This window comes from Nonomuraea sp. NPDC005501, from assembly GCF_040605905.1.
In the GTDB taxonomy this organism is placed as follows: domain Bacteria; phylum Actinomycetota; class Actinomycetes; order Streptosporangiales; family Streptosporangiaceae; genus Nonomuraea.
The window spans coordinates 1-24,630 of sequence record NZ_JBEXDT010000016.1 but is presented as its reverse complement, the minus strand read 5'-3'; the positions used below and the strand labels follow the sequence as shown (position 1 = coordinate 24,630).

The following is a 24,630-nucleotide window of genomic DNA, read 5'->3' as shown; positions in this document are numbered from 1 at the left end:
GTTCGACCGGATATTCCCCGCCACGCCGATCGCTCCGGGCCGCACCCGCTCAGTCGGTGCCGCGCACGCCGAGCTCGTCCAGCCTGTCCAGCATGTCCGCCGGATCGGCGTACACCCGGAAGGCTCCTGTGCGCTCAAGCTCGTCCCTGCCGTACCCGCCGGACAGGAGCCCGATCCCGAGCGCGCCCGCCCTTCGGGCGGCGAGCAGGTCCCAGACGCTGTCTCCCACCACCATCGCATGCGCCGGATCGACGTCGAGCAGCGCCGCACCGGCCAGGAACAGGTCAGGGTCCGGCTTGGCGCGGCGCACCAGGTCGCGGGTGACCATCGGCGTGTCCTCCGGCAGGCCCAGCATGCCGAGCGCCGACCGCGCCGTACGGGCGTAGCCGCTGGTGGCGATCGCCCACGGCACGCCGCGCGAGGACAGCTCCGCCAGCAGCTCGGCGGCGCCGGGCAGCGGGCGGACGGAGCGGAGCTGCTCGGTGTAGGCGTCGGCGTGGGTGTTCTGCAGCTCGTCGATCTGCTCCTGGCTGAGCTTCAGCCCCGTCTCCCGCAGCAGCGCGCTGACGAACAGCCCGCCGCTCATCCCGATGCGCCGGTGGATCCGCCACACCGACAGGTCGATGCCCATCCCGGACAGCGCCTGCCGCCAGGCGATCACGTGCTGGTACACGCTGTCGATCAGGGTGCCGTCGAGGTCGAACAGGAACGCCGGGGTGGGGGCCTGCGGGAAGTCACTCATGCTTCCATGACACCATGAGCGGATGAGGATCATCATCGCGGGCGGTCACGGGAAGATCGCGCTCCGGCTCGAGCGGCTGCTCGGGAGCGCCGCCACCGGCCTGGTGCGCAACCCCGCGCACGTGGCCGATGTCGAGGCCACCGGGGCCCGGGCCGTGCTCTGCGACCTGGAGAGCGCCGGAGTCGAGGAGCTGGCGGCGATCCTCGACGGCGCCGACGCGGCGGTCTTCGCCGCCGGGGCCGGGCCGGGCAGCGGCGTGGCCCGCAAGGACACCGTCGACCGGGCCGCGTCCGTGCTGCTCGCCGACGCGGCGGAGCGGGCGGGGGTGCGCCGGTTCCTGCAGGTCTCCTCGATGGGCGCGGGCAGGCCGCCCGCGCCGGGAAGCGACGAGGTCTGGACGGCGTACATCACGGCCAAGACCGCGGCCGAGGAGGACCTGCGCCGCCGCGGGCTCGACTGGACGATCGTCCGGCCGGGCGGGCTCACCGACGAGCCGGGCACGGGCCGGGTACGGCTCGCGCCGGAGGTGCCGCGCGGCACGGTGCCCCGCGACGACGTGGCCGCCGTGCTCGCCGAGCTGCTGCGCGAGCGGGCCGCGATCGGCCGGGTCCTGGAGCTGGTCTCCGGCGACACGCCGATCCCGGAGGCGATCGCCTCGGTGCGCTGAGCCGCTTCCCGCGCCGAGCCGCGGGTCCGGGGCCGTCAGGGTTTTGCCGTTCGGCGGCGCGGGGTTGGCTTTGGCTTGCGGCGTCCCCGGTTAAGGGTTCCCTCAGTGCGCGAGAAGGGACCCGTAATGTCGGATATGTCGCTCTTTGGGGGAGACCCGTTCAAGCGGTTCGAGGAGCTCACCGGACGGATGTTCGGCGACGCGTGGCCCCCCGCCCGGCCCAGTGTGCAGCGCGTCGACATCGGCAGGCTGCTCAGTGAACCGGCCCGGCAGGTCCTCGCCGACGCCATGGAGACCGCCGGGCGGCGCGGCGCCGAGGACCTCGGCGTGCTCGACCTGCTCGACGCCCTGACCCGGGCCGACCGGACCAGCGCCCTGCTCCAGGCGGCCGGCGTCAACGTGGAGCGGCTGCGCGAACGCGCCGAGGCCGCCGCCACGCCCGGCGAGCCCGCCGGCGAGCCGCCCGCGACGCTGTCACCGGGCCTCAAGCGCACCCTCCTCGACGCCCAGCGCATCGCCCGCGCCCTCGCCTCCTCCTACATCGGCCCCGAGCACCTCCTGCTCGCCCTCGCCGCCAACCCCGGCTCCAGCGCCGCCCGGCTGCTCCAGGAAGAGGGCGTCTCCGTCCAGGAGCTCCAGCGCGCCATGGCGTACGGCGACGAGCCACGCCGGCCCGACCGGGCCCCCGCGAGCGACACGCCGTCGCTCGACCAGTTCGGCAGGGACCTGACCGAGGAGGCCCGCCAAGGCCGCATCGACCCGGTCGTCGGCCGCGAGGACGAGATCGAGCAGGCCCTGGAGGTGCTGTCGCGCCGTACCAAGAACAACCCGGCGCTCATCGGCGAGCCCGGCGTCGGCAAGACCGCCATCGTCGAGGGCATCGCGCAGCGCATCGTGAACGGCGACGTTCCCGACCCGCTGAAGGACCGCCGCGTCGTCGCGCTCGACCTGACCGGCATGGTGGCCGGGACGAAGTACCGGGGCGAGTTCGAGGAGCGCGTCAAGAAGGTCGTGGACGAGGTGCGCGCCCAGGCCGACCGGACGATCGTGTTCATCGACGAGATGCACACGCTCGTCGGCGCCGGCTCGGCCGAGGGCGGCATGGACGCCGCCAACATCCTCAAGCCCGCCCTCGCGCGCGGCGAGCTGCACGTCATCGCCGCCACCACGATCGACGAGTACCGCAAGAACGTCGAGAAGGACGCCGCCCTCGAACGCCGCTTCCAGCCGATCCTCGTCCCCGAGCCGACCGTCGAGGAGACGATCGAGATCCTGCGCGGCCTGCGCGACGCCTACGAGGCCCACCACCAGGCACGCATCACCGACGAGGCGCTGCATGCCGCCGCCATCCTGTCCGACCGGTACATCCCCGACCGGTTCCTGCCGGACAAGGCCATCGACCTCATGGACCAGGCCGCCGCCCGGGTCCGGCTGCGCGCCCGTACTCCCGGCACCGACGTGCGGGACCTGGAGGAGCGCCTCGACGCGCTGCGCCGCGACAAGGACCAGGCCGTGGCCGCCGAGGACTTCGACCGGGCCAAGGAGCTGTCGTCGGAGATGGGCAAGCTGCGCCCCGAGCTGGAGCGCGCCCGGCAGGTACGCGACGAGGCGCCGCAGGTCATGGCCGAGGACGTCGCCGAGATCGTCTCCCGCCGGACCGGAATCCCGGTGCGCCAGCTCACCGAGCAGGAGCGCGAACGGCTGATGCGGCTGGAGGAGCACCTGCACCTGCGGGTCGTCGGCCAGGACGAGGCGGTCGTCGCGATCGCCGAGGCGGTCCGCCGCTCCCGCGCCGGGCTGTCCGACCCGCACCGCCCGATCGGCAGCTTCCTGTTCCTCGGGCCGACCGGCGTCGGCAAGACCGAGCTGGCCCGCGCGCTGGCGGCGGCCCTGTTCGGCGGCGAGGATCACATGGTCCGGCTGGACATGAGCGAGTACCAGGAGCGTCACACGGTCTCCCGGCTCGTCGGCGCCCCTCCCGGCTACGTCGGCTACGAGGAGGCCGGGCAGCTCACCGAGGCCGTCCGCCGCCGCCCGCACGGGGTGCTCCTGCTCGACGAGATCGAGAAGGCCCACCCCGACGTGACCAACATCCTGCTGCAGATGCTCGACGACGGCCGCCTGACCGACGGGCAGGGCCGCACCGTCGACTTCACCAACACGATCGTCATCATGACCAGCAACATCGGCGCCCAGCTCATCCTCGACTCGGGCGACGACCCCGCCCTGAACGGCTCCGCCCTGGAGGAGCGCCTCATGGACCTGCTGCGGCACTCCATGCGGCCCGAGCTGCTCAACCGCATCGACGAGACGATCATCTTCAAGCGGCTGGACCGCGAGGAGCTCCGGCAGATCGTCGAGCTGCTGCTGGAGCGCACCCGGCAGCGGCTGCGCGGCCAGGACATCGACCTCCAGGTCTCCACGGCGGCCGTGGACTGGCTGGCCGAGCGCGGCCACCAGCCCGAGTTCGGCGCCCGGCCGCTGCGCCGCACCATCCAGCGCGAGCTGGACAACCGGCTGTCGGCGATGCTGCTGACGGGCGAGGTCGCCGAGGGCGGCCGGGTGATGGTGGACGTGGAGAACGACCGGCTGTCCCTGCGCGCCCACAACCCGGAGCCGGTCGGCGCCTGACCGCGCCCTCCCGGGTGGAGCGGGTGGAGCGGGTGGAGCGGGTGGTCAGCGCCTGCGGGCCAGCGTGACGCCGTCGCGCACCGGCAGCATCACCGACTCCACCCGCTCGTCCTGGGCGATCAGCTCGTTCACCTGCCGGATCGCCACCTGGTGGGCCTCCTGGAACGCCGGGTCGAACACGCGCCCGCCCTGGAAGACGTTGTCGAGCACGATCAGCCCGCCCGGGCGCAGCCGGGAGACGATCTCCTCGTAGTAGGCCGGGTAGCTCGGCTTGTCGGCGTCGATGAACGCGAAGTCGTAGACCGGCTCGGCGGGCAGCGCGCGCAGCGTGTCGAGCGCCGGCCCGATCCGCAGCTCGACGCGGTCCGCCACGCCCGCGCGCTCCCAGTACTCGCGGGCGATGGACGTCCACTCCTCGCTCACGTCGCAGGCGAGCAGGTGGCCGTCCTCGGGCAGGGCGCGGGCGACGCAGAGGGAGGAGTAGCCGGTGAACACCCCGACCTCGATCGCCCGCCGGGCCCCCGTCATGCGGACGAGCAGGGACAGGAACGCGCCCTCGTCATGCGAGATCTGCATGCCGGCGGCGCCGCCGGTGGCCTCGCGGGTCCGCGCCACCAGCTCCCGGAGCAGCTCGTCCGGCTGGGTGCAGTGCGTGAGCAGGTAGTCGCCGGCGACGGGGGAGAGGATCTCCAGCTCGTCGCCCGCGACCGGCTCCGTCCACTCGGTGCGCAGCTCCTCCTGCGTGGCGAAGCGCAGCAGGTGCCGCGTGACGACGTCCTGGACCCCGGCCAGCGCCTCCGCGTCCGCCGCGGTCGCGATCATCTCCAGGGCGCCCCCGGCCGGCGCCAGCACGCACTCCCCGTGCGAGAGGGCGATGGTCGCCCGGCCGTCGGTGGACAGGGTCGTGGTGGCCTTGCGCCCGAGGTGGGAGACGAGCTGCTTGATGTAGCGCTCCGGGCGGTCGGTGGGGACGTACGCCGTCGAGATGGGCATCAGGCTCCTTCGGTCAGAGGCGGCTCCCTGGCAACCTACCCCCGGGGGTCGGGGCTGAGCACCACCCCGGGCTCGGGCCCGGTGCCGGTCTCGCCGTCGGTGCCGATCTCGCCCTCGCTGCCGGGCCCGGTCGTGCCGCCCCCGGGGAGGTCCGCGATCTGGGTGTCGTCGATGACACCGTCGTCGTCCGCGGGCTCCTGGTCGTCGTCCGGGGCCTGCTCGCGGACCGGCGCGCAGGAGGAGCCGCAGCCGCCGAAGCGGGCCGTGTCCACCGGCGTGAACGGCGTCGCCGGTGTCCCCTTCAGGGCCGCCATCATGGTGTCCTTCCAGATCGGGCCGGGCACGGAGGCGCCCTGGATCGAGCCGAAGTACCGGCCGCCGATGGTGATCCCGGTCAGCTTGTACCGCTGCGAGCCGCGCGGGTCGCCGATGCTCACCGCGCCCGCGAGGTCCGGCGTGAACCCGGCGAACCACGCGCTGGCGTACCCGTCGGTGGTGCCCGTCTTGCCGGCCGCGGGCCGGCCGATGCCGCCGACGCCGCGCATCGTGCCCTGGGTGAACACGCCGGACAGCACGTTCGCCGCCGCGTCGGCCACGCCCGCGTCCAGCGCCTGCCGGCACTGCGGCGCGTACGAGGTGGACCGGCCGGTGGCGACGTCGGTGACCTTGGTGATGGCCAGCGGCGCGCAGTACTTGCCCCGGGCGGCGATGCCCGCGTAGGCGGACGCCACCGTCACCGGGTCCATCTCGTTGATGCCGAGCGTGAACGTCTCGACCTCGTGCAGGTTCTTGCCGTCGGCCCGCCGGATGCCCAGCGACTTGGCCGTCTGCACGGTCTCGCACAGGCCGACCCGCTGCTCCAGCGCCACGAAGAACGTGTTGACGGACCCCCACGTGCCGGTGGCCAGCGTCTTGAACCCGCCCGTGCCCTCGTCGTTGGTGACCGGCCACGACGGGATGCCCATGGAGTTGCCCTTGCAGTCCTTGAAGGAGGACGCGGAGGGTGCGGAGTAGGACCCGCCGACGCTGATGCCGTCGCCGATCTTCATGCCCTGCTTGAGCGCCGTGAGGAGCGTGAACGTCTTGAACGTCGAGCCCGCCTGGAACCCGATCAGCCCGCCGTGCCGCACGTCGGCCACCGGGTTGTACGAGATCTGGTTCTTTTTGGTGTCGCTGCCGAACGGCCTGCTGGCCGCCATGGCCCTGATCATGCCGGTGCCGGGCTGGACCAGCGCCTCCGAGGCCAGCGCCCGGTCGGAGGCGTGCACGTACTTCTTGACGGCCTTGTCCGCGGCGGCCTGCGCCTTGGGGTCGAGGCTCGTGGTGATCCGCAGGCCGCCCCGGCGGAACGCCTCCTCGCGGGCGCGCTGCGTCTTGCCGAACGCCTTGTTCGTCAGCAGCTCGTACCGGACGTACTCGCAGAAGTACGGATACGAGCTGGCCTGGCAGCCGTTGGGCTGGCGGACGCCCTTGTAGCCGAGCTTGGCCGTCTTGGCCTCGGCCGCCTGCGCGGGCGTGATCACGCCGAGCTCAGCCATCCGGCCGAGCACCGTGTTGCGCCGCTCCAGCAGCAGCTTGCGCGCCTTCGCACCGGTGGCCGGGTCGGTGAGGTTCGGGTTCTGGACGGCGCCGGCCAGGGTCGCCGCCTGCGACAGGTTCAGCCGGGCCGCGGACACGCCGAAGAAGCGCCGGGCCGCCGCCTCCACGCCGTTCGCGCCCGCCCCGAAGTAGGCGATGTTGAGGTACTTGGCCAGGATCTCGTCCTTGGTGTACTTCTCCTCCACGCCCATGGCGTAGCGCAGCTCGTTGAGCTTGCGGGCGTAGCTGGCCTCCAGCGCCTTCTCCTTGCCCTCCTCGGTGTCGGCCGAGTTGAGCAGCACCTGCTTGACGTACTGCTGGGTGATGCTGGAGCCGCCCTGGCTCACGCCGCCGGAGCTGAGGTTCTTGGCCAGGGCACGCACGGTGCCCTCGATGTCGATCGCGCCGTGCTGGTAGAAGCGGTCGTCCTCGATGGCGACGATCGCCTTGCGCATGATCTCGGAGATCTGGTCCAGCCGCACCACCTTGCGGTCCTGGGCGAAGAACTGGGCGATCCGGCCGCCCTTGGCGTCGTACACCGTGGACGCCTGCGGCAGCGGCGGCTCCTCCAGCTCCATCGGCCGCAGGCCGAGCTCCTCGGCCGCCGAGACCACCACCGCGCCGGAGCCGCCCACGGCGGGCAGCGCGATGGCCGCGACCAGGACGCCTGCGGCCACCGCCGCACCGGTCAGGCGGACGAGGCCTGTCAGCCGGGCATGGCTCCGCGTGGTGTTCTCTTGGGGCATGGCGGTCATCCGACCACAACCGGCTCCGCCTGTCCAAGACTGCGCCACCGGCCGCGTCATACGGAACCTGATATCACCGCAGCTCGTGGGCCGCGATCTTCGGTGGTTGCGGCTGTTCTGGTAGGTATGGCGGATGCGCATCAAGCCGTGGGCCGCCGTGGCGGCGGCCGTCCCCCTCGCCGCGGGCTGCGTGTCGGCCCCGCCCGCCGCCGCCTCCGCCCTCCCCTCCGCGTCCGCCGCTCCGGCGGTCTCCCGTGCGTCGGTGGTGCCGCCCGTGGTGCCGGCCGGGACCACCGCCGCCTGGGTGGTGTTCGACCGGAGGGCCGGTGGCACGGGGCGGATCGTGGCCACCAGGAACGCCCACCGGGCGTTCCGCTCGGCCTCGGTGGTGAAGATCCTGCTCGCCATCGACTACCTGGAGTCCCGCAGGAGCGTTGCGCCGGCCGACGCCCGCCTGCTGAAGATCATGCTGCGCTCCAGCGACGACGACGCCGCCTCGACGCTGTGGGACCGGGCCGGCAAGGGCGCCGTCATCACGCGGCAGGCGCGCCGGCTCGGGCTGTCCGACACGGCTCCGCCGCCCGCCTCCAAGCCCGGTTTCTGGGGGTACACCTCGCTCAGCGCGTACGACGTGGTCCGCGTCTACCGTTACCTGCTCGACCGGGCCGCGCCGCGGGTCCGCGACACGATCCTCGGCCACCTGCGGGCCGCAACGCCGTGCGGCAGCGACGGCTTCGACCAGTACTTCGGCATCCCGCGTGCCGTGCCCCGGCCGTGGGCGGTCAAGCAGGGCTGGTCGGGCTTCGGGTCGGTGCCGCCCGTACGCTGCGCCGCCTCGCCGGCCTCCCCGACGACCCACGCCCCGTCGGCCTCGGCCGTGACCCTGGGCGGGCCGGACCCGGCCGCGGCGCAGGGGGCCTCGGCCGTGGCGCGGGACGCTTCGACCTCAGCCGGGCCGCTGCGCGCCCGCGGCTCCGGGGTGCCGGACCTGGGACGGCCGGTCCTGCACACGACCGGCCTGGCGGGCAAGGACGACAGGTACGTGCTGGCCGTCCTGACGGCGCACCCGGCGGGCGGCACGTGGATCTCCTCGGTGCGCCGCGTCACGCGCCTGACCGCGGACCTGTACCGCGGCCTGCGCTGAAGCCCTCCCCGCGGGCGGCCGTCGCGGGGAGCGCGCGGGGTCAGCGGACGCCGGCTGTGTACGCGGCGTAGACCTTCTTCGGCACGACCATCCGCCACGCCTCGACGACCAGCTCCCGCATCTCGTCGAGGTCGATGGCCGCCATCCGGACGAGCACCCAGTGATACCGCAGGTCGCGCTCGTCCGGCATCATGAACGTGTCCGGCTCGGCGGCCACCAGCGCCTCTCGCTCCTCCTTGGGGAACGCGAAGCCCATCACGGTCTCGTCACGCGAGAACGCGACGTAGACGATCGACCCCACCCGGAACTTCACCCGATCCCTGATGAGGTGCTCCGACGACCGGGGCAGGGTGGACGCGAGCCGCCGTACGTCCTCGACCGTCACCATGCCGCCCACCCTAGCGACCCCCACCGACGATCCACCCGTCGATCCAGCCGTCGATCCACCCGCCCCGACGCCGGCGGACCGCCGCGACGGCCGGACAGGACCGGAGGGGCGGGGCGTCGCCTGTTCCAGTGATCTCGCTTTGCGAGACGAATCTTCTCTCATCATGAGACAGCAGCTACGGTTGTCGCGTCGGGCCGGTCATGGGGCCGGACGGGGACGAAGGAGTTCTGATGGACGCCGTATACACGCACGGCCACCACGAGTCCGTGCTGCGCTCGCACCGGTGGCGCACCGCCGAGAACTCGGCGGCGTACCTGCTGCCGTGGCTGAAGCCGCACATGACGGTGCTCGACGTGGGCAGCGGGCCGGGAACCATCACCGCCGACCTGGCGTCCAGGGTGGCGCACGTGACCGCGTCCGAGGTGACCCCCGAGGCGCTGGAGATCACCAAGGCGGAGCTGGCCGCCCGCGGCGTCGTCAACGCCGGCTTCGCCGTGACCGACGTGCACGCGCTGGACTTCCCGGACGACACGTTCTGCGTCGTCCACGCCCACCAGGTGCTCCAGCACGTGGGCGACCCGGTGCGGGCGCTGCGCGAGATGCGGCGCGTGGCCAAGCCCACCGGGTTCGTGGCGGCGCGCGACAGTGACTACGCGGCCTTCACCTGGTACCCCCGGGTGCCGGCGCTCGACGACTGGATGGCCCTCTACCAGCGGGTCGCGCGGGGCAACGGCGGCGAGCCGGACGCCGGGCGGCGGCTGCTGTCGTGGGCGCGGGCGGCCGGGTTCGAGGACGTGACGGCCACCTCGTCCACCTGGTGCTTCGCCACGCCGGAGGACCGCGCGTGGTGGGGCGGCATGTGGGCGGAGCGCATCCTCAGCTCCGCCTTGGCCGACCAGGCCCTGGCCACCGGCGCCGCCACCCGCGACGACCTGCATCGCATGTCCGACGGGTGGCGTGAGTGGGCAGCGGCCGAGGACGGCTGGCTGTCCGTCCTGCACGGCGAGATCCTCTGCCGCGCCTGACCCAGGGCCACCCCCTACTTGCCGCAGCCCCACCCGATTCGAGCGCCGGGCGGGGGCGGCGGTTCGGGGGTGAGCTTCCAGATTTCGGAACGATGGTCTAACATCCGGAATATGTCCGACGTGGTGACCGGCCTCGTCGCCGCGGCGAGCGACGCCGAGCCCCGGCTCGTCGGAGCCGATCGCGTGCTGGCGGTGCTGGCCGAGCTGGCCCGGCATCCCGACGGGATCGCCCTGGAGGAGATGGCGCGCGCCGTGGCCAGCCCCAAGCCGACCGTCCACCGTGCCCTGGCCTCGCTGCGCCGCGCCGGGTTCGCGTCCAGGAACAGCCACGGCCGCTACGTGCTCGGCGACGAGTTCCTGCGGATGGCCTTCGAGCACCACGAGGCCCGGCCGGACCACGTCCGGATCATCCCGGTCCTCCAGGCGCTGTGCGAGCGCTACGGCGAGACGGCGCACTACGCCGTGCTGGACGGCGCCTCGGTCGTCTACCGTTCCAAGCTCGACCCGCCCGCCGGCGCGGTGCGGCTGACCTCGGTCGTGGGGGGCCGCAACCCGGCGCACTGCACCGCCGTCGGCAAGATGCTGCTCGCCGACGCCCTGCGCGACGAGGACGCGGTACGCGGCTGGGTCGCCGGCCGGCGGCTGAAACGGCCCACCGAGCGCTCGATCGGCACGGTCGGAGAGCTGCACGCCGAGCTGGTCCGCATCCGCGAGCGGGGCTACGCCGTGGACGACCAGGAGAACGAGCCCGGCGTCAACTGCGTCGCTGTCCCGGCCTACCTGACCTCGCCCACGGTGCCCAGCGGCGCCGTCAGCGTCAGCGGCCTGGCCTACCGCACGCCGCTGCGGCGGCTCGTCGACGACCTGCCCGCCATCCAGGCCATCGTCACCGGCCGGCGGACCACATGACGCCCATCCCGGCGCACCGCACGACGCCCACCCCGGCGCCCACTCCGGCGCCCGTCCCGGTCCACCGCGCGGCGCCCGGCCAGGCGCGCCGCGTGACGCCGTCGTCCCGATCCTGAACCCACGGAGAGATCACCTTGTACCTCATGCGCATCGGCGCGCCCGGCGCCGAGAAGCCCGTCGTCCGCGTGGACGACGCCCGCTACGTCGACGTCTCCGACCTCACGCCCGACTTCGACGAGAAGTTCTTCGGCGCGGGCGGCACCGCCCTGCTGGCCGGGCCGGTGGCCGAGCGGATCGCCGCGGGTCACACCCGTGAGTTCGCCGGCGAGCGGGTGGGCCCGCCCATCGCCCGCCCGCACCAGATCCTCTGCATCGGCCTCAACTACAGCGACCACGCCGCCGAGACCGGCCAGGCCGTGCCGGACGAGCCGATCCTGTTCACCAAGTCGCCCAACACGCTCGTCGGCCCGTACGACGACGTGCGCATCCCGCGCGGGTCCACCAAGCCCGACTGGGAGGTCGAGCTGGGCATCGTGATCGGCAGGCGCACCTCGTACCTGGACTCGGTGGAGGAGGCCGCGGCCGCCATCGCCGGGTACTGCGTCGTCAACGACGTCAGCGAGCGGGCCTTCCAGATGGAGCGCGGCGGCCAGTGGTCCAAGGGCAAGTCCGCCGAGACCTTCAACCCGGCCGGCCCCTGGCTCGTCACCCCGGACGAGATCGCCGACGTCAGGAACCTCGGCATGTGGCTGGACGTCAACGGGGTCCGGCGGCAGACCGGCACCACCAAGACGATGATCTTCGATCCGTACGTCATCGTCCATCACCTGAGCCAGTTCATGGTGCTGGAGCCCGGCGACCTCATCAACACCGGCACCCCGCCGGGCGTCGGCATGGGCTTCAGGCCGCAGGTCTGGCTGCGGCCGGGCGACGTGATGGAGCTGGGCGTCGACGGGCTCGGCAGCCAGCGCCAGAACGTCGTGGGCCCGAGATAGGACCCCGGTCGACACGGCGACGAGAACCACCCCTGGAAATGAGCACGACTGTGACCGACCCCGAACCGCGGCGGCTGCGCGCCCCCGACCCCGCCGTCCTGGCGGCCGTGGAGAACGCCGTGCCGGCGATCACCCGGTCACGCGCGAGCGACCGGCTGGGCATGGCCCACGACGCCTCCCACTACCTGCTCACCCCGCAGGCCGTCCTGGTGCCCGAGAACGCGGGGCAGGTGGCCGCGCTGATGCGCACGGGCCTGCCCCTGACGTTCCGCTCCGGCGGCACCAGCCTCAGCGGGCAGGGGGTCAGCGAGCACCTGCTGGTCGACACCCGGCGGCACTTCCGCGACATCGAGGTGCTCGACGGCGGCGCCCGCGTGCGGGTGCAGCCGGGCGCCGTGCTGCGCCAGGTCAACGCCCGGCTCGCCCCGTACGGCCGCAAGCTGGGCCCCGACCCGGCCAGCGAGTCGGCGTGCACGATCGGCGGCGTCGTCGCCAACAACTCCAGCGGCATGACCTGCGGCACGCACGCCAACACGTACCAGACCCTGGAGTCGATGGTGCTGGTGCTGCCCAGCGGCACCGTCGTCGACACCGCCGCCCCCGACGCCGACGCCCGGCTGCGGGCCCTCGAACCCGAGCTGGCCGAGGGCCTGGAACGGCTGCGCGACCGCGTCCGCGGCGACGCCGGCTCGGTGCGCCGCATCACCGGGCAGTTCTCGTTGAAGAACACCATGGGGTACGGGCTCAACAGCTTCCTCGACCACACCTCGCCCGCGCAGATCCTCGCCCACCTGGTCATCGGCAGCGAGGGCACGCTCGCCTTCGTCGCCGAAGCGGTCCTGCGCACCGTCCCGGCGCACCGCCAGGCCGCCACCGGCCTGCTCATCCTGCCCACGCTGCGCGCCGCGACGGCGGCGCTGCCGCGGCTCGTCGCCGCCGGCCCCGCCGCCGTCGAGCTGCTGGACGCCGAGTCCCTGCGGGTGGCGCAGACCGACCCGCGGGCCGACGACGTCCTGCGCGCGCTGACCGTGGACCGGCACGCGGCGCTGCTCGTGGAGTGGCAGGAGCCGGACGCCGACCTGCTGGCCGAGCACGAGCGCGCGGCCGGGCAGGCGTTCGCCGAGCTGGAGCTCGCCGCCCCGGCACGGCTGAGCAGGGACACCGGCGGCCGCGCCGCGCTGTGGCACATCCGCAAGGGGCTGTACGCCTCCGTCGCCGGGGCCCGCCCCAGCGGCACGACCGCCCTGCTGGAGGACGTCGCCGTCCCCGTGCCGGCCCTGGCCGACCTCTGCGACGACCTGACCGAGCTGTTCGCCAAGCACCACTACGAGCGCAGCGTCATCTTCGGCCACGCCAAGGACGGCAACCTGCACTTCATGCTCAACGAGCGCTTCGGCGCGGACCTGGAGCGCTACGCCGACTTCACCGAGGACATGGTCGCCGCCGTCCTCGACCGCGGCGGCACGCTCAAGGCCGAGCACGGCACCGGCCGCGTCATGGCGCCGTTCGTCCGCCGCCAGTACGGCGACGAGCTGTACGACGTGATGCGCGAGGTCAAACGGCTCTGCGACCCCGGCGGCACGCTCAACCCCGGCGTCGTCCTCACCGACGACCCACGGGCCCACCTGCGCGACCTCAAGACCGTCGTCACCGTCGAGCCCGAGGTCGACCGGTGTGTCGAGTGCGGCTACTGCGAGCCCGTCTGCCCCAGCCGCGACCTCACCACCACCCCGCGCCAGCGCATCGTGCTGCGCCGCGAGCTCGCCGCCGCCCACGCCCGCGGGGACCACGCCCTCGCGCGGGAGCTGGAGGAGGAGTACGGCTACGACGCCGTCGACACCTGTGCCGTGGACGGCATGTGCGCCACGGCCTGCCCCGTCCTCATCAACACCGGAGACCTCACCAAGCGGCTGCGCGGCGAGCGGCACGGCCGCGCCGCGCAGGCGGGCTGGAAGGCCGCCGCCGACCACTGGGGCGCCGTGACACGCACCCTCGACCTGGCGATGGACGTGGCCGGGGCCGCGCCGGCCGGGCTCGTCGAGGGCACCGCACGGGCCGCCCGCGCGGTCGCCGGGGCCGACGCCGTCCCCCAGTGGAGCCGCGACCTGCCCAAGGGCGGAACCCGGCGCAGGGCCGCACCCGCCGCCGGCGCCGACGCGGTCTACGTGCCGTCCTGCCTGAACACCCTGTTCGCCCCGGCGGACGGCGGGCCGGGCGTCATGGCCGCGCTGCTCAGGCTCGCGGAGCGGGCGGGCGTGCGGCTGCACGTGCCCACGGACATAGCGAGCCTGTGCTGCGGCACCCCGTGGTCGTCCAAGGGCTTCACCCGAGGCCACGACGTGATGGCCCGCCGCGTCCGCGACTCGCTCGCGGCGGCCACCGGCGGGGGAGGCATCCCGGTCGTCAGCGACGCCGCCTCCTGCACCGAGGGCTTCGAACGGCTCGCCGCCACGGCCTCGCCCGCCGTCCAGGTGCTCGACGCGGTGAAGTTCGTGGCGGACCATGTGCTGCCGGGCCTGCCCGAGGGCCGCCGCCTGGCCTCGCTCGCCCTGCACCCCACCTGCTCCTCGACCCGGCTCGGCCTCGACGGGGCCATCCGCCGTGTCGCCGAGGCGGTCGCCGAGCAGGTCGTCGTCCCCAACGGCTGGCAGTGCTGCGCCTTCGCCGGCGACCGCGGCCTGCTCCACCCGGAGCTGACCGCCTCCGCCACCCGGGCCGAGGCCGCCTCGGTCACGAGCGGCGACTTCACCGCCCACGCCTCCGTCAACCGCACCTGTGAGCTGGGTCTGACCCGCGCCACCGGGAAGCCCTACCACCACCTCATCGAGCTTCTCGACCAGGTCACGGCATGACGCAGCCGCCCGGTCACATTCCGAGGGTGCGGGCGCGCTGCCACCGGGGGTCGCGGTAGAGGACCACGTCGGTGCCGGCCAGCAGCTCGTCGGGGGCCGACAGCATGGTGATCTCACCGTCGGCCTGGAGAGCCAGCAGCAGGTCGCGCACCCTCGGCCCCACCGGGAGGCGGCCCGCCTGGACACCCAGGCCGGCGCGGACCGCGTCGGCGACCTCCGACAGGTGGAACGGCCCGTCGAAGCCCGCCACGACGTCCCGGACGACGCTCATCGTGATGAGCTGCTCGGCCTCGGTGTGGGCGAGCTGCCAGATGACCTGCTCGCGCCGCCGGCCGGTGGCGGCGCACGACGTGCAGCCCCGCGTCAGGCCCGGCGCGAACCCCGGCGCCACCTGCTCCTCCGCGGACCCCAGGCAGACGGTGCACTGCCCGGTCTCGGCGGCGTGCACCTCGGCGCTCATGCGGGTGGGCAGCTGCTCGCCGCAGTCGCAGACGTGGGCCTCACCCAGGATGGCGGCGGCGGGGGGAGTGATCGTGTGCTTCGTCATCGCCGCCGACTCTACCCGCGGCCCGCCCCGGTCCGCGCCCGCCGTACGACGTCCAGCGGTGGGCGGTACCGCGCCCGGCCGCGGTCGGTACGGCGCCTGGCCGCGGGCCGTACGGCGCCTAGCCGCGGACGGAGGCCAGGCCGTGCAGGCGGCGGAGGGCCTTGCGGGCGGCGGCGGAGACGCGCTCGTCCGGGTGGTGGTCGATGAAGACCCGGAGCACCTGGGCCGTCCACGGATGGTCGCCCAGGGCGAACAGCGCGAGGGTCGCGGCCTGCTCCTCCGCGTCCATCCCCATCGCGATCGAGGCGATCACCTCGTCCGTCTCGCCGCCGAACTCCAGCAGCGTCGCCGCCATGTCCACCAGCGCCCACGCGATCTCCTCCGGCGGCGAGGGACGCTCGTCGCGGCCGAGCCGCGCGGCGATCACCGCGCCGAGCCGCGGCGTCTCCATCAGCCGGTCCAGCACCCGCCTGCCCTCGTCGCCGAAGTCCGTGGCCAGCAGCTCCACCCCGACGGCCCGGCTCAGCGGGCTGGCCGTGGCGAGCGCGGCGCCCACCTCCTCGGCCGCCTCACCCCGGTCCTTGCCGGCCAGCCAGCCGGTGAGCTCCTCCAGCCGCTCCGGCTCCGGGTACGAGCGCAGGCCCAGCAGCAGCGCGGCGGCGTCCCGCGCCGCGAACGCTCCCATGACGGGAATGTCCTGCCCGGACGCCTCGCTGATCAGGCCCCTCGCCGCCCAGGACCCCAGGGGACTCAGCACGTACGGCTCCGCGTCGGCCGGGCCGCTCTCCGCCCTGCGTCCCCGCCTGCCGGTCACGGCGGGCTGCCCATCCTGTCCGGGCCGCCGGACCAGCCCCAGCGCGCCCAGGACGCCGGGCGGGCCGGCCAGCCGCTCGCGCCGCATGAACATGCGGACCAGCACCAGGAACACCTGCTCCTCGCGGGTGACGACGTCACGGCACACCTCGGCCCACGTCTGGAGCACCCGCCGGTCGTCGCCCTCCCGCAGTACCTCGGCCACCCGGGCCCCGGCAGCCTCGTCGAGCAGCTTCCCGGTCTCCGGGTCCCCGGCGGGAAGCGGCTCGTCGCCGGTACCGGTCCCGTCCGCCGGCTCCGCCGCGCGCAGCAGCGCCGCCGCAAGGGGAGTCGTCCGTACGGCCGCGGCCAGCTCGGTCTCGGAGGGCAGCCGGACCGGCGGCTGGAGGGGCAGCGTGTCGTCGTCGTTGGTGGCCACGGCACTCATCCTGACGGACCCGTGGCCCGCTGTGGCCACCGCCCCGCATCCGAGCCGCCGGACGGGTGACGCCGTACCCGCCGGAAAGCGGCAGAGCGCCCACGCCGGCGCGTCGTCGTGATGTCGGACCGGCTCGTGAGGACCGGCTCGTGAGGTCCGGCTCGTGAGGACCGGCTCGTGAGGACCGTCGTCCGCTGCCTCGACCCGGTCAGGGCCTCACGGGGACAGGCGGGCACGCGCCTCCTCCACCTGGCGCAGCACGGCCCGGGCGCCGCTCTCCTCGGCGAGCGCGGCCGCCTCGCCGGCCAGCGCCGCGGCGTCCCCGAGCCGGCCCTCGTCCACGGCGACATGGACCAGGCCGACGAGGTTCGCGGCGACGCCGGCCAGGAACCCCGCCTCCCGGCGCAGCCGCGTCGACTCCTCCAGCCGCTCCCGCGCCACGCCCAGGCGGCCCGCGACATGCGCGGCGATGCCCAGGTGACGCGCCGCGTAGGACGCGGTCAGCCCGTCGCCGGCGGCCACGGCCAGCTCGTACGAGCGCTCCAGCAGCGGCACCGCCGCGTCGTGGTCGCCCCGTACGACCTGGTGGTACGTGCCGAGCCAGAACACCGCCTCGGCCTCGCCCCGCGCGTCGCCGAGCGAGCGGCGCAGCTCGGCGGCCCGCCGGAACAGCGGCAGCTCCTCAGGGCCCTCCTCACGGTCCCGCAGGTACCGGCCGTGCGCGATCCGGCCGCGCGCCAGCGCGAGGTCCGCCTCGACCGCGTCGAGCTCCCGGTCCGCCTCGGCGAGGGCGCCGGCGTCGTCCCGGAAGACGGCGTCCTCGTCGAGCTCCCTCGCCCGCTCGATCCGGCTCGCCGCACCCATGACGCCGCCTTCCCTGTCATCGCACCTGTCATCGAACCTGCCGGACCCGGATTCGCACCGGGGCCATGGTAGATCCTCGCGCGGGAGGGTAGGCGGCGACCGTGAGCAGGGACGGATCAGAAGAGGCGACACTCGCGGCGCTGGCCGCGAACGTCGGGATAGCGGTGTCCAAGTTCGTGGCGTTCTTCTTCACGGGCTCGTCGGCGATGCTGGCGGAGGGCATCCACTCCACCGCGGACTCCGGCAACCAGTTGCTGCTGATGCTGGGCCGCAGGCAGTCGGCGCACAAGCCCAGCCGGGCGCACCCGTTCGGCTACGGGGCCGTTCGTTACTTCTACGGCTTCCTGGTGTCCGTGGTGCTGTTCTTCGGCGGCGGTCTGTTCGCCCTGTACGAGGGGTACGAGAAGATCGTCAACCCGCATCCGCTGGAGAGCTGGCCCTGGGCCATCGGCGTCCTGCTGGTGGCGATCGTCATGGAGGGGCTGTCCCTGCGCACGGCCGTACGGCACTCCAACGAGGTGCGCGCCGGGCGGTCGTGGGCCCGGTTCGTCAAGGAGGCCAAGGCCCCCGAGCTGCCCGTGGTGCTGCTGGAGGACACCGCCGCGCTGGCCGGGCTGGCGTTCGCGCTCGCCGGCGTGACGCTGTCGCTCGTCACCGGCAACACCGCGTTCGACGGCATGGGGTCGGTGGCGATCGGCCTGCTCCTGGTCATCGTGTCGTTCACGCTGGCGCGGGAGACCAAGAGCATGATCATCGGTGAGGCCGCCTCGCCCGCGGTACTGGGCGCGATCGAGGAGGTCCTGCACAGCGACCCCTCGATCCGGTCGTTCACCGAGCTGCGGACGCTGCACCTCGGCCCCGACGACGTGCTCGTCGCCGCCCGCGTGATCATGCCCGCCGAGCAGGGCGTGAATGAGGCGTCGCGGGCGCTGGCCGACACCGAGCGGCGCATCCGCGACCGGGTCCCGCTCGCCACCACGATCTACCTGCAGCCGGCGGCCCCCTCCTGACCGCCGGCGCCCCGGCCGGGGGTTGCGCCGGGCGTCCGCGCGCTGATCTGATCGAAGGGTGAGCGCTTACGACGCCGTCTACCGGCGCAGCATCGACGACCCCGAGGGCTTCTGGGCGGAGGCCGCCGCGGGCGTCGACTGGGACGTGCCGCCCGCGACCGTCTTCCGCGACGGCCGGTGGTTCCCCGACGGGCGGCTCAACACCTGCTTCAACGCCGTGGACCGGCACGTCCTGGCCGGCCACGGCGACCGCACGGCGCTGATCCACGACAGCCCCGTCACCGGCGCCGTGCGCGCCTACACCTACGCCGAGCTGCTCGACGAGGTGGCGCGGACCGCCGGGATGCTGCGCGACCTCGGCGTCGGCGCCGGCGACACCGTGGTCGTCTACATGCCGATGGTGCCCGAGGCCGTGATCGCGATGCTGGCCTGCGCGCGGCTCGGCGCCGTCCACTCCGTGGTGTTCGGCGGGTTCGCCGCCGCTGAGCTGGCCGTCCGCATCGACCACGCCCGCCCGGTCGTGGTGCTGTCGGCCTCGTGCGGCATCGAGCCGTCCCGCGTGGTCGCGTACAAGCCGCTGCTCGACGCCGCTCTGGAGCGGGCGGAGCACCGGCCGGCCCACTGCGTGATCCTGCGGCGTCCGCAGGAGCCCGCCACCCTGACCGAGGGCCGCGACCTCGACTGGGCCGCCACCGTGCGCGACGCCGAGCCCGCCGGCTGCGTGAGCGTCGCCGCGACCGACCCGCTGTACGTCCTCTACACCTCCGGCACCACCGGCGCCCCCAAGGGCGTCGTGCGCGACAACGGCGGCCATGCCGTCGCGCTGCACTGGAGCATGGGCAACGTGTTCGGCGCCGCGCCCGGCGAGGTGTTCTGGGCCGCCTCCGACGTCGGCTGGGTCGTCGGGCACTCCTACATCGTGTACGCGCCGCTGCTGGCGGGCTGCACGACCGTGCTTTACGAGGGCAAGCCGGTCGGCACGCCCGACCCGGGCGCGTTCTGGCGGGTGGTGGCCACGCACGGGGTGCGGACCCTGTTCACCGCGCCGACCGCGATTCGGGCGATCAAGAAGGAAGACCCCACCGGGGATTTCGCCAAAAAATGGGATTTGTCGAGTCTGCGGTATCTCTTCCTGGCCGGAGAGCGGCTCGACCCGAACACCTACCACTGGGCCTCCGGCCTGCTGGGCGTTCCCGTCATCGACCACTGGTGGCAGACCGAGACCGGCTGGCCCATCGCGGCCAACTGCGCGGGCCTCGGCCTGCTGCCCGTCAAGCCGGGCTCGCCGACCAAGCCCGTCCCCGGCTACGACGTGCGCATCCTCGACCCCGCCGGCGAGGAGTGCCCGCCCGGCGTGGAGGGCGCGGTCACCCTCCGCCTGCCGCTGCCGCCCGGCACGCTGCCGACCCTCTACCACGACGACGCCCGCTTCGCCGAGTCCTACCTGTCCCGCTACCCCGGCCACTACCTGACCGGCGACGGCGGCTACGTCGACGAGGACGGCTACCTGTTCGTCATGGGGCGCATCGACGACGTCATCAACGTCGCCGGCCACCGCCTGTCGACCGGGCAGATGGAGGAGGTCATCGCCTCCCACCCGGACGTGGCCGAGTGCGCGGTGATCGGCGTGGCCGACGACCTCAAGGGGGAGCTGCCGGTCGGGTTCGTGGTGCTCAAGGCGGGCGCCGACCGGGACCCGGCCGACGTCGAGCGAGAGGTCGCCGCCCTGGTGCGCGAGCGCATCGGCCCGGTCGCCGCCTTCCGCAGGACCGTGGTGGTCGGCCGCCTGCCCAAGACCCGCTCCGGCAAGATCCTGCGGGGCACCATGCGCGACATCGCGGCCGGGCGCCCCTACCGCGCGCCCTCCACGATCGAGGACCCGGCCGCGCTGGACGAGATCTCCGGCGCCCTCTGACCGGGCCCCCGCCCCCGGAAGGAACCGTCAGGGCTCCGACGGCAGCTCGACCGTGATGGTCAGGCCGCCCTCGTCGCGCGGCCGGGCCACCACCGTGCCCCGGTGCGCCTCCGAGATCACCCGCACGATCGACAGCCCCAGGCCGCTGCCCCGGTCCGAGCGCAGCCGGTCGCCGTGCAGCCGCCGGAACGGCTCGAAGATCGTCTCGATCTCGTACGACGGCACCTGCAGGCCCGTGTTGGCCACCACCAGCTCGACCCGCTCGGCCCGCTGCCGCGTCGTCACCCACACCTCGCCCTTGGGGTGGTTGTGCCGGATGGCGTTCTCCACGAGATTCTGCACCAGCCGCTCCACCAGCACCGCCTCACCCGTGGTCGGCGCGCTGTCGAGCAGCCGGTGGATCGTCACCTCGCGCTCGGCCGCCTCGTCGGCCGCCAGGTCCAGCACGTGCTCGGCCACGTCCGTCAGGTCGAACGGCCGCCGGTCCAGCACCGCCTGCTCGCCCTCGGCCAGCGCCAGCAGCCCGTCGATGAGCCGCTCGTGGCGGGCGTTGACGAGCAGCAGCGACTCGCCGAGCCGCTTGACGTCGTCGGTGGCGTCGGGGCGGCGCACCGCCACGTCCACCAGCGTCCGGTTGATGGTCAGCGGGGTGCGCAGCTCGTGGGAGGCGTTGGCGACGAAGCGCCGCTGGCCGTCGAAGGAGCGGGCCAGCCGGCCGAGCATGGTGTCGTAGGTGTCGGTCAGCTCCTTCAGCTCGTCGTGCGGGCCCTCGTACGCGATGCGCTCGGTCAGGTCGTGGTTCTGCGCGACCCGGCGCGCGTTCTCGGTGACCGCGGTCAACGGCCGCAGCACCCAGCCGGCGGCCCGCCAGCCACCGGCGAACGCGGCGCCCGCGGCGGCGAGCGCGGCCAGCGCGCCGATCGTGCGTACGTTGGCCAGGGTGTCGCGCTCGTAGACGGAGCGGACCTGCATGACCCGGTCACGGGCCACCTCGTAGTAGTCGTCGAACCGGTAGAACCCCCGGCCGCCCTGCACGTTGATGTACCGGGGCGTGATCAGGCCGTTGCGGTACTCCAGGCTCTGCCGCACGGTCAGGTAGAGGCCCGTCACCACGAGCGCGGACAGCAGGGCCGTGACCCCGGCGCAGGCCAGGGCGAAACGCAGGCGCATGCTCATGGGATGCGGTACCCCGCTCCCGGCACGGTCTCGATGACCTGGGGCTCGCCCAGCTTCTTGCGCAGCTTCATCATCGTCGTGCGGACGGTGTTGGTGAACGGGTCGATGTTCTCGTCCCACACCTTCTCCAGCAGCTCCTCGGCGGAGACGACGGCACCCCCGGCGCGCAGCAGCTCGGCCAGCACCCCGAACTCCTTGCGCGCCAGCGGCACGTACCGGCCCCCGCGGAACACCTGCCGGTGCGCCCAGTCCAGCCGCACGCCGGCCCGCTCCAGCATCGGCGGGTCGGCCTTCCTGGCGCGGCGGCCGAGCGCGTGCACCCGCGCCACCAGCTCCTCGAACGCGAACGGCTTGGTCAGGTAGTCGTCGGCGCCCAGCGACAGCCCGGCCACGCGCGAGCGCACGTCGCCCGCGGCGGTGAGCATGAGCACCCGCACCAGCCAGCCCTCCTGGACCACGCGCGAGCACACGTCGTCGCCGTGCACCAGCGGCAGGTCCCGGTCGAGGATGAGCACGTCGTAGTCGTGCACGCCCAGCCGCTCCAGCGCGGCGTCACCGTCGTAGGCGACGTCCACCGCCAGCGCCTCCCCGCGTAACCCCTCCGCGATCGAGTCGGCGAGCATCCGCTCGTCCTCGGCGATCAGAACACGCACCTGTTGCCCCCATGTGACGCGAAAACCCCGGAAGTATCGCCCAACGGGCGTAACGCGGGCATAACCGAATTCGGTGATCCTCACGTTAGCGCCCGCCCGCTGGACTGCCTCCCCTATGGCCGGATCCGCCCGGTCCGTCCACGGGGAGGACACCCATGGCGACCGCGTTCGCGGCGTCCCTTCGCTCGCGCGTGCCCGGAGCGCCCGTCAGCGGGCGGCACCAGGGACATCTCCTCTTCTGCCTCGCCCTCATGCCGGCCGCCGCGCTCCGGGTGCTCGTCATGCTGGGCTACGACACCGCGCAGCTGTACTGGTACGACTCGTTCACCTACCTGGACACGGCCGTGCACATGCGCCCGCAGGGCGCCTTCCATCCGGCCGGGTACTCGTGGTTCCTGTGGCTGCTGCGGCCCTTCCACAGCGTGGAGCTGATCGCCGGCGTGCAGCACGCGATGGGTCTCGGCGTGGGCGTGATGATCTACGCGCTGCTGCGCCGCCGGTCGGTGCCCGGATGGGGCGCCACCCTGGCCGCCGCCCCGGTGCTGTTCGACCCGTCGTTCCTGCGGCTGGAGCACGCGATCCTGTCCGACCTGCAGGTGATCTTCCTGCTGGTGGCGGCGCTGCTCGTGGTGATGTGGCGCGAGGAGGTCTCCACGCGCGCCGCCGCCCTCGCCGGCCTGCTCATCGCCCTGGCCGGCCTCACCCGCACGGCCGCGGCCCCGCTGCTCGGCGTCGTCGTCCTCCACCTCCTCCTGCGGCGGGCGGGCTGGAGGCGGGTCGCCGCGGCGGCCGTCGCCGGGACCCTGCCGCTGGTCGCGTACGCCGGCTGGTACGCCCAGCACCACGGCCGGTTCGCGCTCAGCGGCTCCGACGGCGTCGCGCTGTGGGCCCGCACGATGACGTTCGCCGACTGCTCGCTGATCCAGCCGCCGCCGGAGGAAGCCGCGCTCTGCCCGAACGGCACCGTGGCCGACGCCGCCTCCGAGTATGTGTGGGCCTCCGGCGCGTCGCTGAACCGTCTGCCCGGCGACCGGTTCTCCCACAACGACCTGGCCCGCTCCTTCGCGCTGCGCGCCATCGCCGCCCAGCCGCTCGACTACCTGCGGGAGGTGGCCCGCGACACGGCGCTCGCCTTCACCTGGGAGCCCGTGCGCCATCCCCGGCGGATGAACCCGACGACGTCCTTCCCGCGCGGCTCCTGGCCGCTGCCGGAGCGGCAGCCGCTGGTCGGCCAGGTCCGCCGGGAGTACGACACGGACATCCACGGCATGAGCTCCGTCGAGCCGTACGCCTCCGTCCTGGCCGCCTACCGCTATCCGTGGTTCCTGCACGGCACGGTCTTCGGCGTCGTCCTGCTGGCGGGCGGCCTCGGGGCGGCCGGCCTGGGGGAGGGCCGCCTCAGGCGGACCGCTCCCGGTGCGGCCGGTCGGGGAGAGGCCGGTCGGGGAGAGGCCGGTCGGGGAGAGGCGGAGCGCCGCCCGGCGGTCCTGCCCTGGGCGTTCGCGGTGTTCCTGCTGGTCGCCCCGGTGGCCGCGCTCGACTTCGACCACCGCTACGTGCTGCCCGCCGTCCCGGTGGCCTGCGTCGCCGCCGCGCTGGCGGTGACCCGGACGGCCCGGACCCTCCGGACGAGGCGGAGACGGCGGCTCAGCGGGGGCCGGTGAGGCGGACGTCGCCCTTGGCGGACAGCACGAACACCTGCCAGTTGTAGTACGCGTAGAAGCTGCGCGGATCGCGCCGCATCTGCCGGGCGTGCGCGAGGACCGCGTCCACGTAGTTGCCGGAGTGGTTGTAGGCGAACAGCGCGCGCCGGTAGTCGCCGGGAGCGCCCGACGCCTTCAGGTAGTTGGCCGCGCCGAGCACCGCGTCGCGCGCGTCGTGCACGTCGCCGCCCAGCCCGTACTGCCCCCACGTGGCCGGCATGAACTGCATCGGCCCCTGGGCCCCGGCCGAGCTGGACGAGGTGACCCGGCCGAACTTCGTCTCCACGAGCATGACCGCCGCCAGCACCTCCCACTCGACGCCGAACCGCTTCTCGGCCCGCGTCATGTAGCCGCGCAGCCGCTCGGCGGGCAGCGGCTCGGTCAGGCGCATCTGCTTGCGGCGGGCGGCGCTGATGGGGCGGGCCAGCGACAGGAGGCTGCCGACGGCCTTGGCGTTGTCGCGCGCCTCGGCGGCCAGCCGCGCCGGCAGCCGCTCGGCCGTGCGCCGGGCCAGCGCCGCGTCGCGGGCCAGCACCCGGTAGACGCGCTGCTGGTGCAGGGAGAGCAGCACGACGTCCTGGGGCGGGCGCTCCTGGCCGGCGCGGGTCCAGCGGTCGATCGCGGCGTACAGGGCGGTGCTGGTCTTCTCCAGGGCGGCGGCCAGCTCGGCCGGGTCGGTGGGGATGCTCGCGTCGGGTGCGGGCACGTCGGCGCCCGCCGCGGCGGGCGGGTCGTCCCCCCGCTCCTGGCCGGTGCCCGGCGTCGCCGGCTCGGGGGTGGCGCCCGGGGGAGCCTGCCGGGTGGCGCTCTGGGCCGGGGGGGGGGGGGCCGCCCGCCCCGCCCGCCCCCCGGCGCCCCCCG

Annotated in this window: 20 protein-coding genes; 10 read left to right on the top strand and 10 right to left on the bottom strand. The window is 73.9% G+C overall.

What is annotated here, in order from left to right:
• Positions 1-49: 49 nt before the first annotated feature.
• The gene (locus ABZS51_RS11510) at positions 50-742 is read right to left on the bottom strand and encodes an HAD family hydrolase (RefSeq protein WP_310710011.1); all 693 of its coding nucleotides are present in this window, start codon (positions 740-742) and stop codon (positions 50-52) included.
• Positions 743-764: 22 nt separating this feature from the next.
• Between ABZS51_RS11510 and ABZS51_RS11505 the strand changes: the two genes are divergently transcribed.
• Together ABZS51_RS11505 and ABZS51_RS11500 are read left to right on the top strand one after the other, a co-directional pair.
• Positions 765-1,409 carry an SDR family oxidoreductase gene (locus ABZS51_RS11505; protein ID WP_355438813.1) on the top strand — a complete coding sequence of 215 codons (645 nt, stop codon included), beginning with the start codon at positions 765-767 and terminating at the stop codon, positions 1,407-1,409.
• Positions 1,410-1,535: 126 nt separating this feature from the next.
• Positions 1,536-4,040: an ATP-dependent Clp protease ATP-binding subunit gene (locus ABZS51_RS11500; protein ID WP_355438811.1), complete on the top strand. Its 2,505-nt coding sequence runs from the start codon at positions 1,536-1,538 to the stop codon at positions 4,038-4,040.
• Between the two features lie 45 nt (positions 4,041-4,085).
• Here the strand turns inward: ABZS51_RS11500 and ABZS51_RS11495 are convergent, their stop codons facing one another.
• Both ABZS51_RS11495 and ABZS51_RS11490 read right to left on the bottom strand, forming a co-directional pair.
• On the bottom strand, positions 4,086-5,033 hold the full coding sequence (locus ABZS51_RS11495) for a DUF2218 domain-containing protein (protein ID WP_355438809.1): 948 nt from the start codon (positions 5,031-5,033) through the stop codon (positions 4,086-4,088).
• A gap of 35 nt (positions 5,034-5,068) precedes the next feature.
• Entirely contained in the window at positions 5,069-7,357 is a 2,289-nt protein-coding gene (locus ABZS51_RS11490) for a transglycosylase domain-containing protein (protein ID WP_355438807.1), read from the bottom strand.
• A gap of 133 nt (positions 7,358-7,490) precedes the next feature.
• On the opposite strand from ABZS51_RS11490, the gene ABZS51_RS11485 reads away from it, so the two are divergent.
• Complete coding sequence (locus ABZS51_RS11485; protein WP_355438805.1) at positions 7,491-8,501, top strand: hypothetical protein; 1,011 nt, start codon at positions 7,491-7,493, stop codon at positions 8,499-8,501.
• 40 nt (positions 8,502-8,541) lie between these two features.
• Here ABZS51_RS11485 and ABZS51_RS11480 read toward each other — a convergent pair whose 3' ends face one another.
• Complete coding sequence (locus tag ABZS51_RS11480) at positions 8,542-8,889, bottom strand: MmcQ/YjbR family DNA-binding protein (protein WP_355438803.1); 348 nt, start codon at positions 8,887-8,889, stop codon at positions 8,542-8,544.
• Positions 8,890-9,119: 230 nt separating this feature from the next.
• On the opposite strand from ABZS51_RS11480, the gene ABZS51_RS11475 reads away from it, so the two are divergent.
• The 4 genes from ABZS51_RS11475 (at position 9,120) to ABZS51_RS11460 (ending at position 14,670) form a co-directional block, all read left to right on the top strand.
• Positions 9,120-9,914 (top strand): methyltransferase domain-containing protein, encoded by a 795-nt coding sequence (locus ABZS51_RS11475; protein WP_355438801.1) that lies wholly within the window; start codon positions 9,120-9,122, stop codon positions 9,912-9,914.
• Between the two features lie 111 nt (positions 9,915-10,025).
• The gene (locus tag ABZS51_RS11470; RefSeq protein WP_355438799.1) at positions 10,026-10,823 is read left to right on the top strand and encodes an IclR family transcriptional regulator; all 798 of its coding nucleotides are present in this window, start codon (positions 10,026-10,028) and stop codon (positions 10,821-10,823) included.
• A 134-nt stretch (positions 10,824-10,957) separates the two neighbouring features.
• A complete protein-coding gene (locus ABZS51_RS11465; RefSeq protein WP_355438797.1) occupies positions 10,958-11,818 on the top strand; it encodes a fumarylacetoacetate hydrolase family protein in 861 nt (286 codons plus the stop codon).
• Between the two features lie 50 nt (positions 11,819-11,868).
• Positions 11,869-14,670 carry an FAD-binding and (Fe-S)-binding domain-containing protein gene (locus ABZS51_RS11460; protein WP_355438795.1) on the top strand — a complete coding sequence of 934 codons (2,802 nt, stop codon included), beginning with the start codon at positions 11,869-11,871 and terminating at the stop codon, positions 14,668-14,670.
• Between the two features lie 13 nt (positions 14,671-14,683).
• Here ABZS51_RS11460 and ABZS51_RS11455 read toward each other — a convergent pair whose 3' ends face one another.
• The 3 genes from ABZS51_RS11455 to ABZS51_RS11445 all read right to left on the bottom strand — a co-directional run bounded on the left by ABZS51_RS11455 (position 14,684) and on the right by ABZS51_RS11445 (position 17,312).
• Positions 14,684-15,217: a hypothetical protein gene (locus ABZS51_RS11455; protein ID WP_310709990.1), complete on the bottom strand. Its 534-nt coding sequence runs from the start codon at positions 15,215-15,217 to the stop codon at positions 14,684-14,686.
• A gap of 118 nt (positions 15,218-15,335) precedes the next feature.
• Positions 15,336-16,448: a hypothetical protein gene (locus ABZS51_RS11450; protein ID WP_355438793.1), complete on the bottom strand. Its 1,113-nt coding sequence runs from the start codon at positions 16,446-16,448 to the stop codon at positions 15,336-15,338.
• Between the two features lie 216 nt (positions 16,449-16,664).
• Positions 16,665-17,312 carry a hypothetical protein gene (locus ABZS51_RS11445; RefSeq protein WP_355438791.1) on the bottom strand — a complete coding sequence of 216 codons (648 nt, stop codon included), beginning with the start codon at positions 17,310-17,312 and terminating at the stop codon, positions 16,665-16,667.
• Between the two features lie 101 nt (positions 17,313-17,413).
• On the opposite strand from ABZS51_RS11445, the gene ABZS51_RS11440 reads away from it, so the two are divergent.
• Entirely contained in the window at positions 17,414-18,322 is a 909-nt protein-coding gene (locus ABZS51_RS11440; RefSeq protein ID WP_355438789.1) for a cation diffusion facilitator family transporter, read from the top strand.
• A 58-nt stretch (positions 18,323-18,380) separates the two neighbouring features.
• Positions 18,381-20,237: a propionyl-CoA synthetase gene (locus ABZS51_RS11435; protein ID WP_355438787.1), complete on the top strand. Its 1,857-nt coding sequence runs from the start codon at positions 18,381-18,383 to the stop codon at positions 20,235-20,237.
• A gap of 27 nt (positions 20,238-20,264) precedes the next feature.
• Here the strand turns inward: ABZS51_RS11435 and ABZS51_RS11430 are convergent, their stop codons facing one another.
• Complete coding sequence (locus ABZS51_RS11430) at positions 20,265-21,413, bottom strand: HAMP domain-containing sensor histidine kinase (protein ID WP_355438785.1); 1,149 nt, start codon at positions 21,411-21,413, stop codon at positions 20,265-20,267.
• Positions 21,410-22,066 carry a response regulator transcription factor gene (locus ABZS51_RS11425; RefSeq protein WP_355438783.1) on the bottom strand — a complete coding sequence of 219 codons (657 nt, stop codon included), beginning with the start codon at positions 22,064-22,066 and terminating at the stop codon, positions 21,410-21,412. The genes ABZS51_RS11430 and ABZS51_RS11425 overlap by 4 nt, the downstream gene beginning before the upstream one ends.
• 155 nt (positions 22,067-22,221) lie before the next feature.
• On the opposite strand from ABZS51_RS11425, the gene ABZS51_RS11420 reads away from it, so the two are divergent.
• Complete coding sequence (locus tag ABZS51_RS11420; RefSeq protein WP_355438781.1) at positions 22,222-23,730, top strand: hypothetical protein; 1,509 nt, start codon at positions 22,222-22,224, stop codon at positions 23,728-23,730.
• Here the strand turns inward: ABZS51_RS11420 and ABZS51_RS11415 are convergent.
• On the bottom strand, positions 23,714-24,630 hold a 917-nt coding region (locus ABZS51_RS11415), incomplete at its 5' end, for a transglycosylase SLT domain-containing protein (protein ID WP_355438780.1). The two genes, ABZS51_RS11420 and ABZS51_RS11415, sit on opposite strands and share 17 nt — an antisense overlap.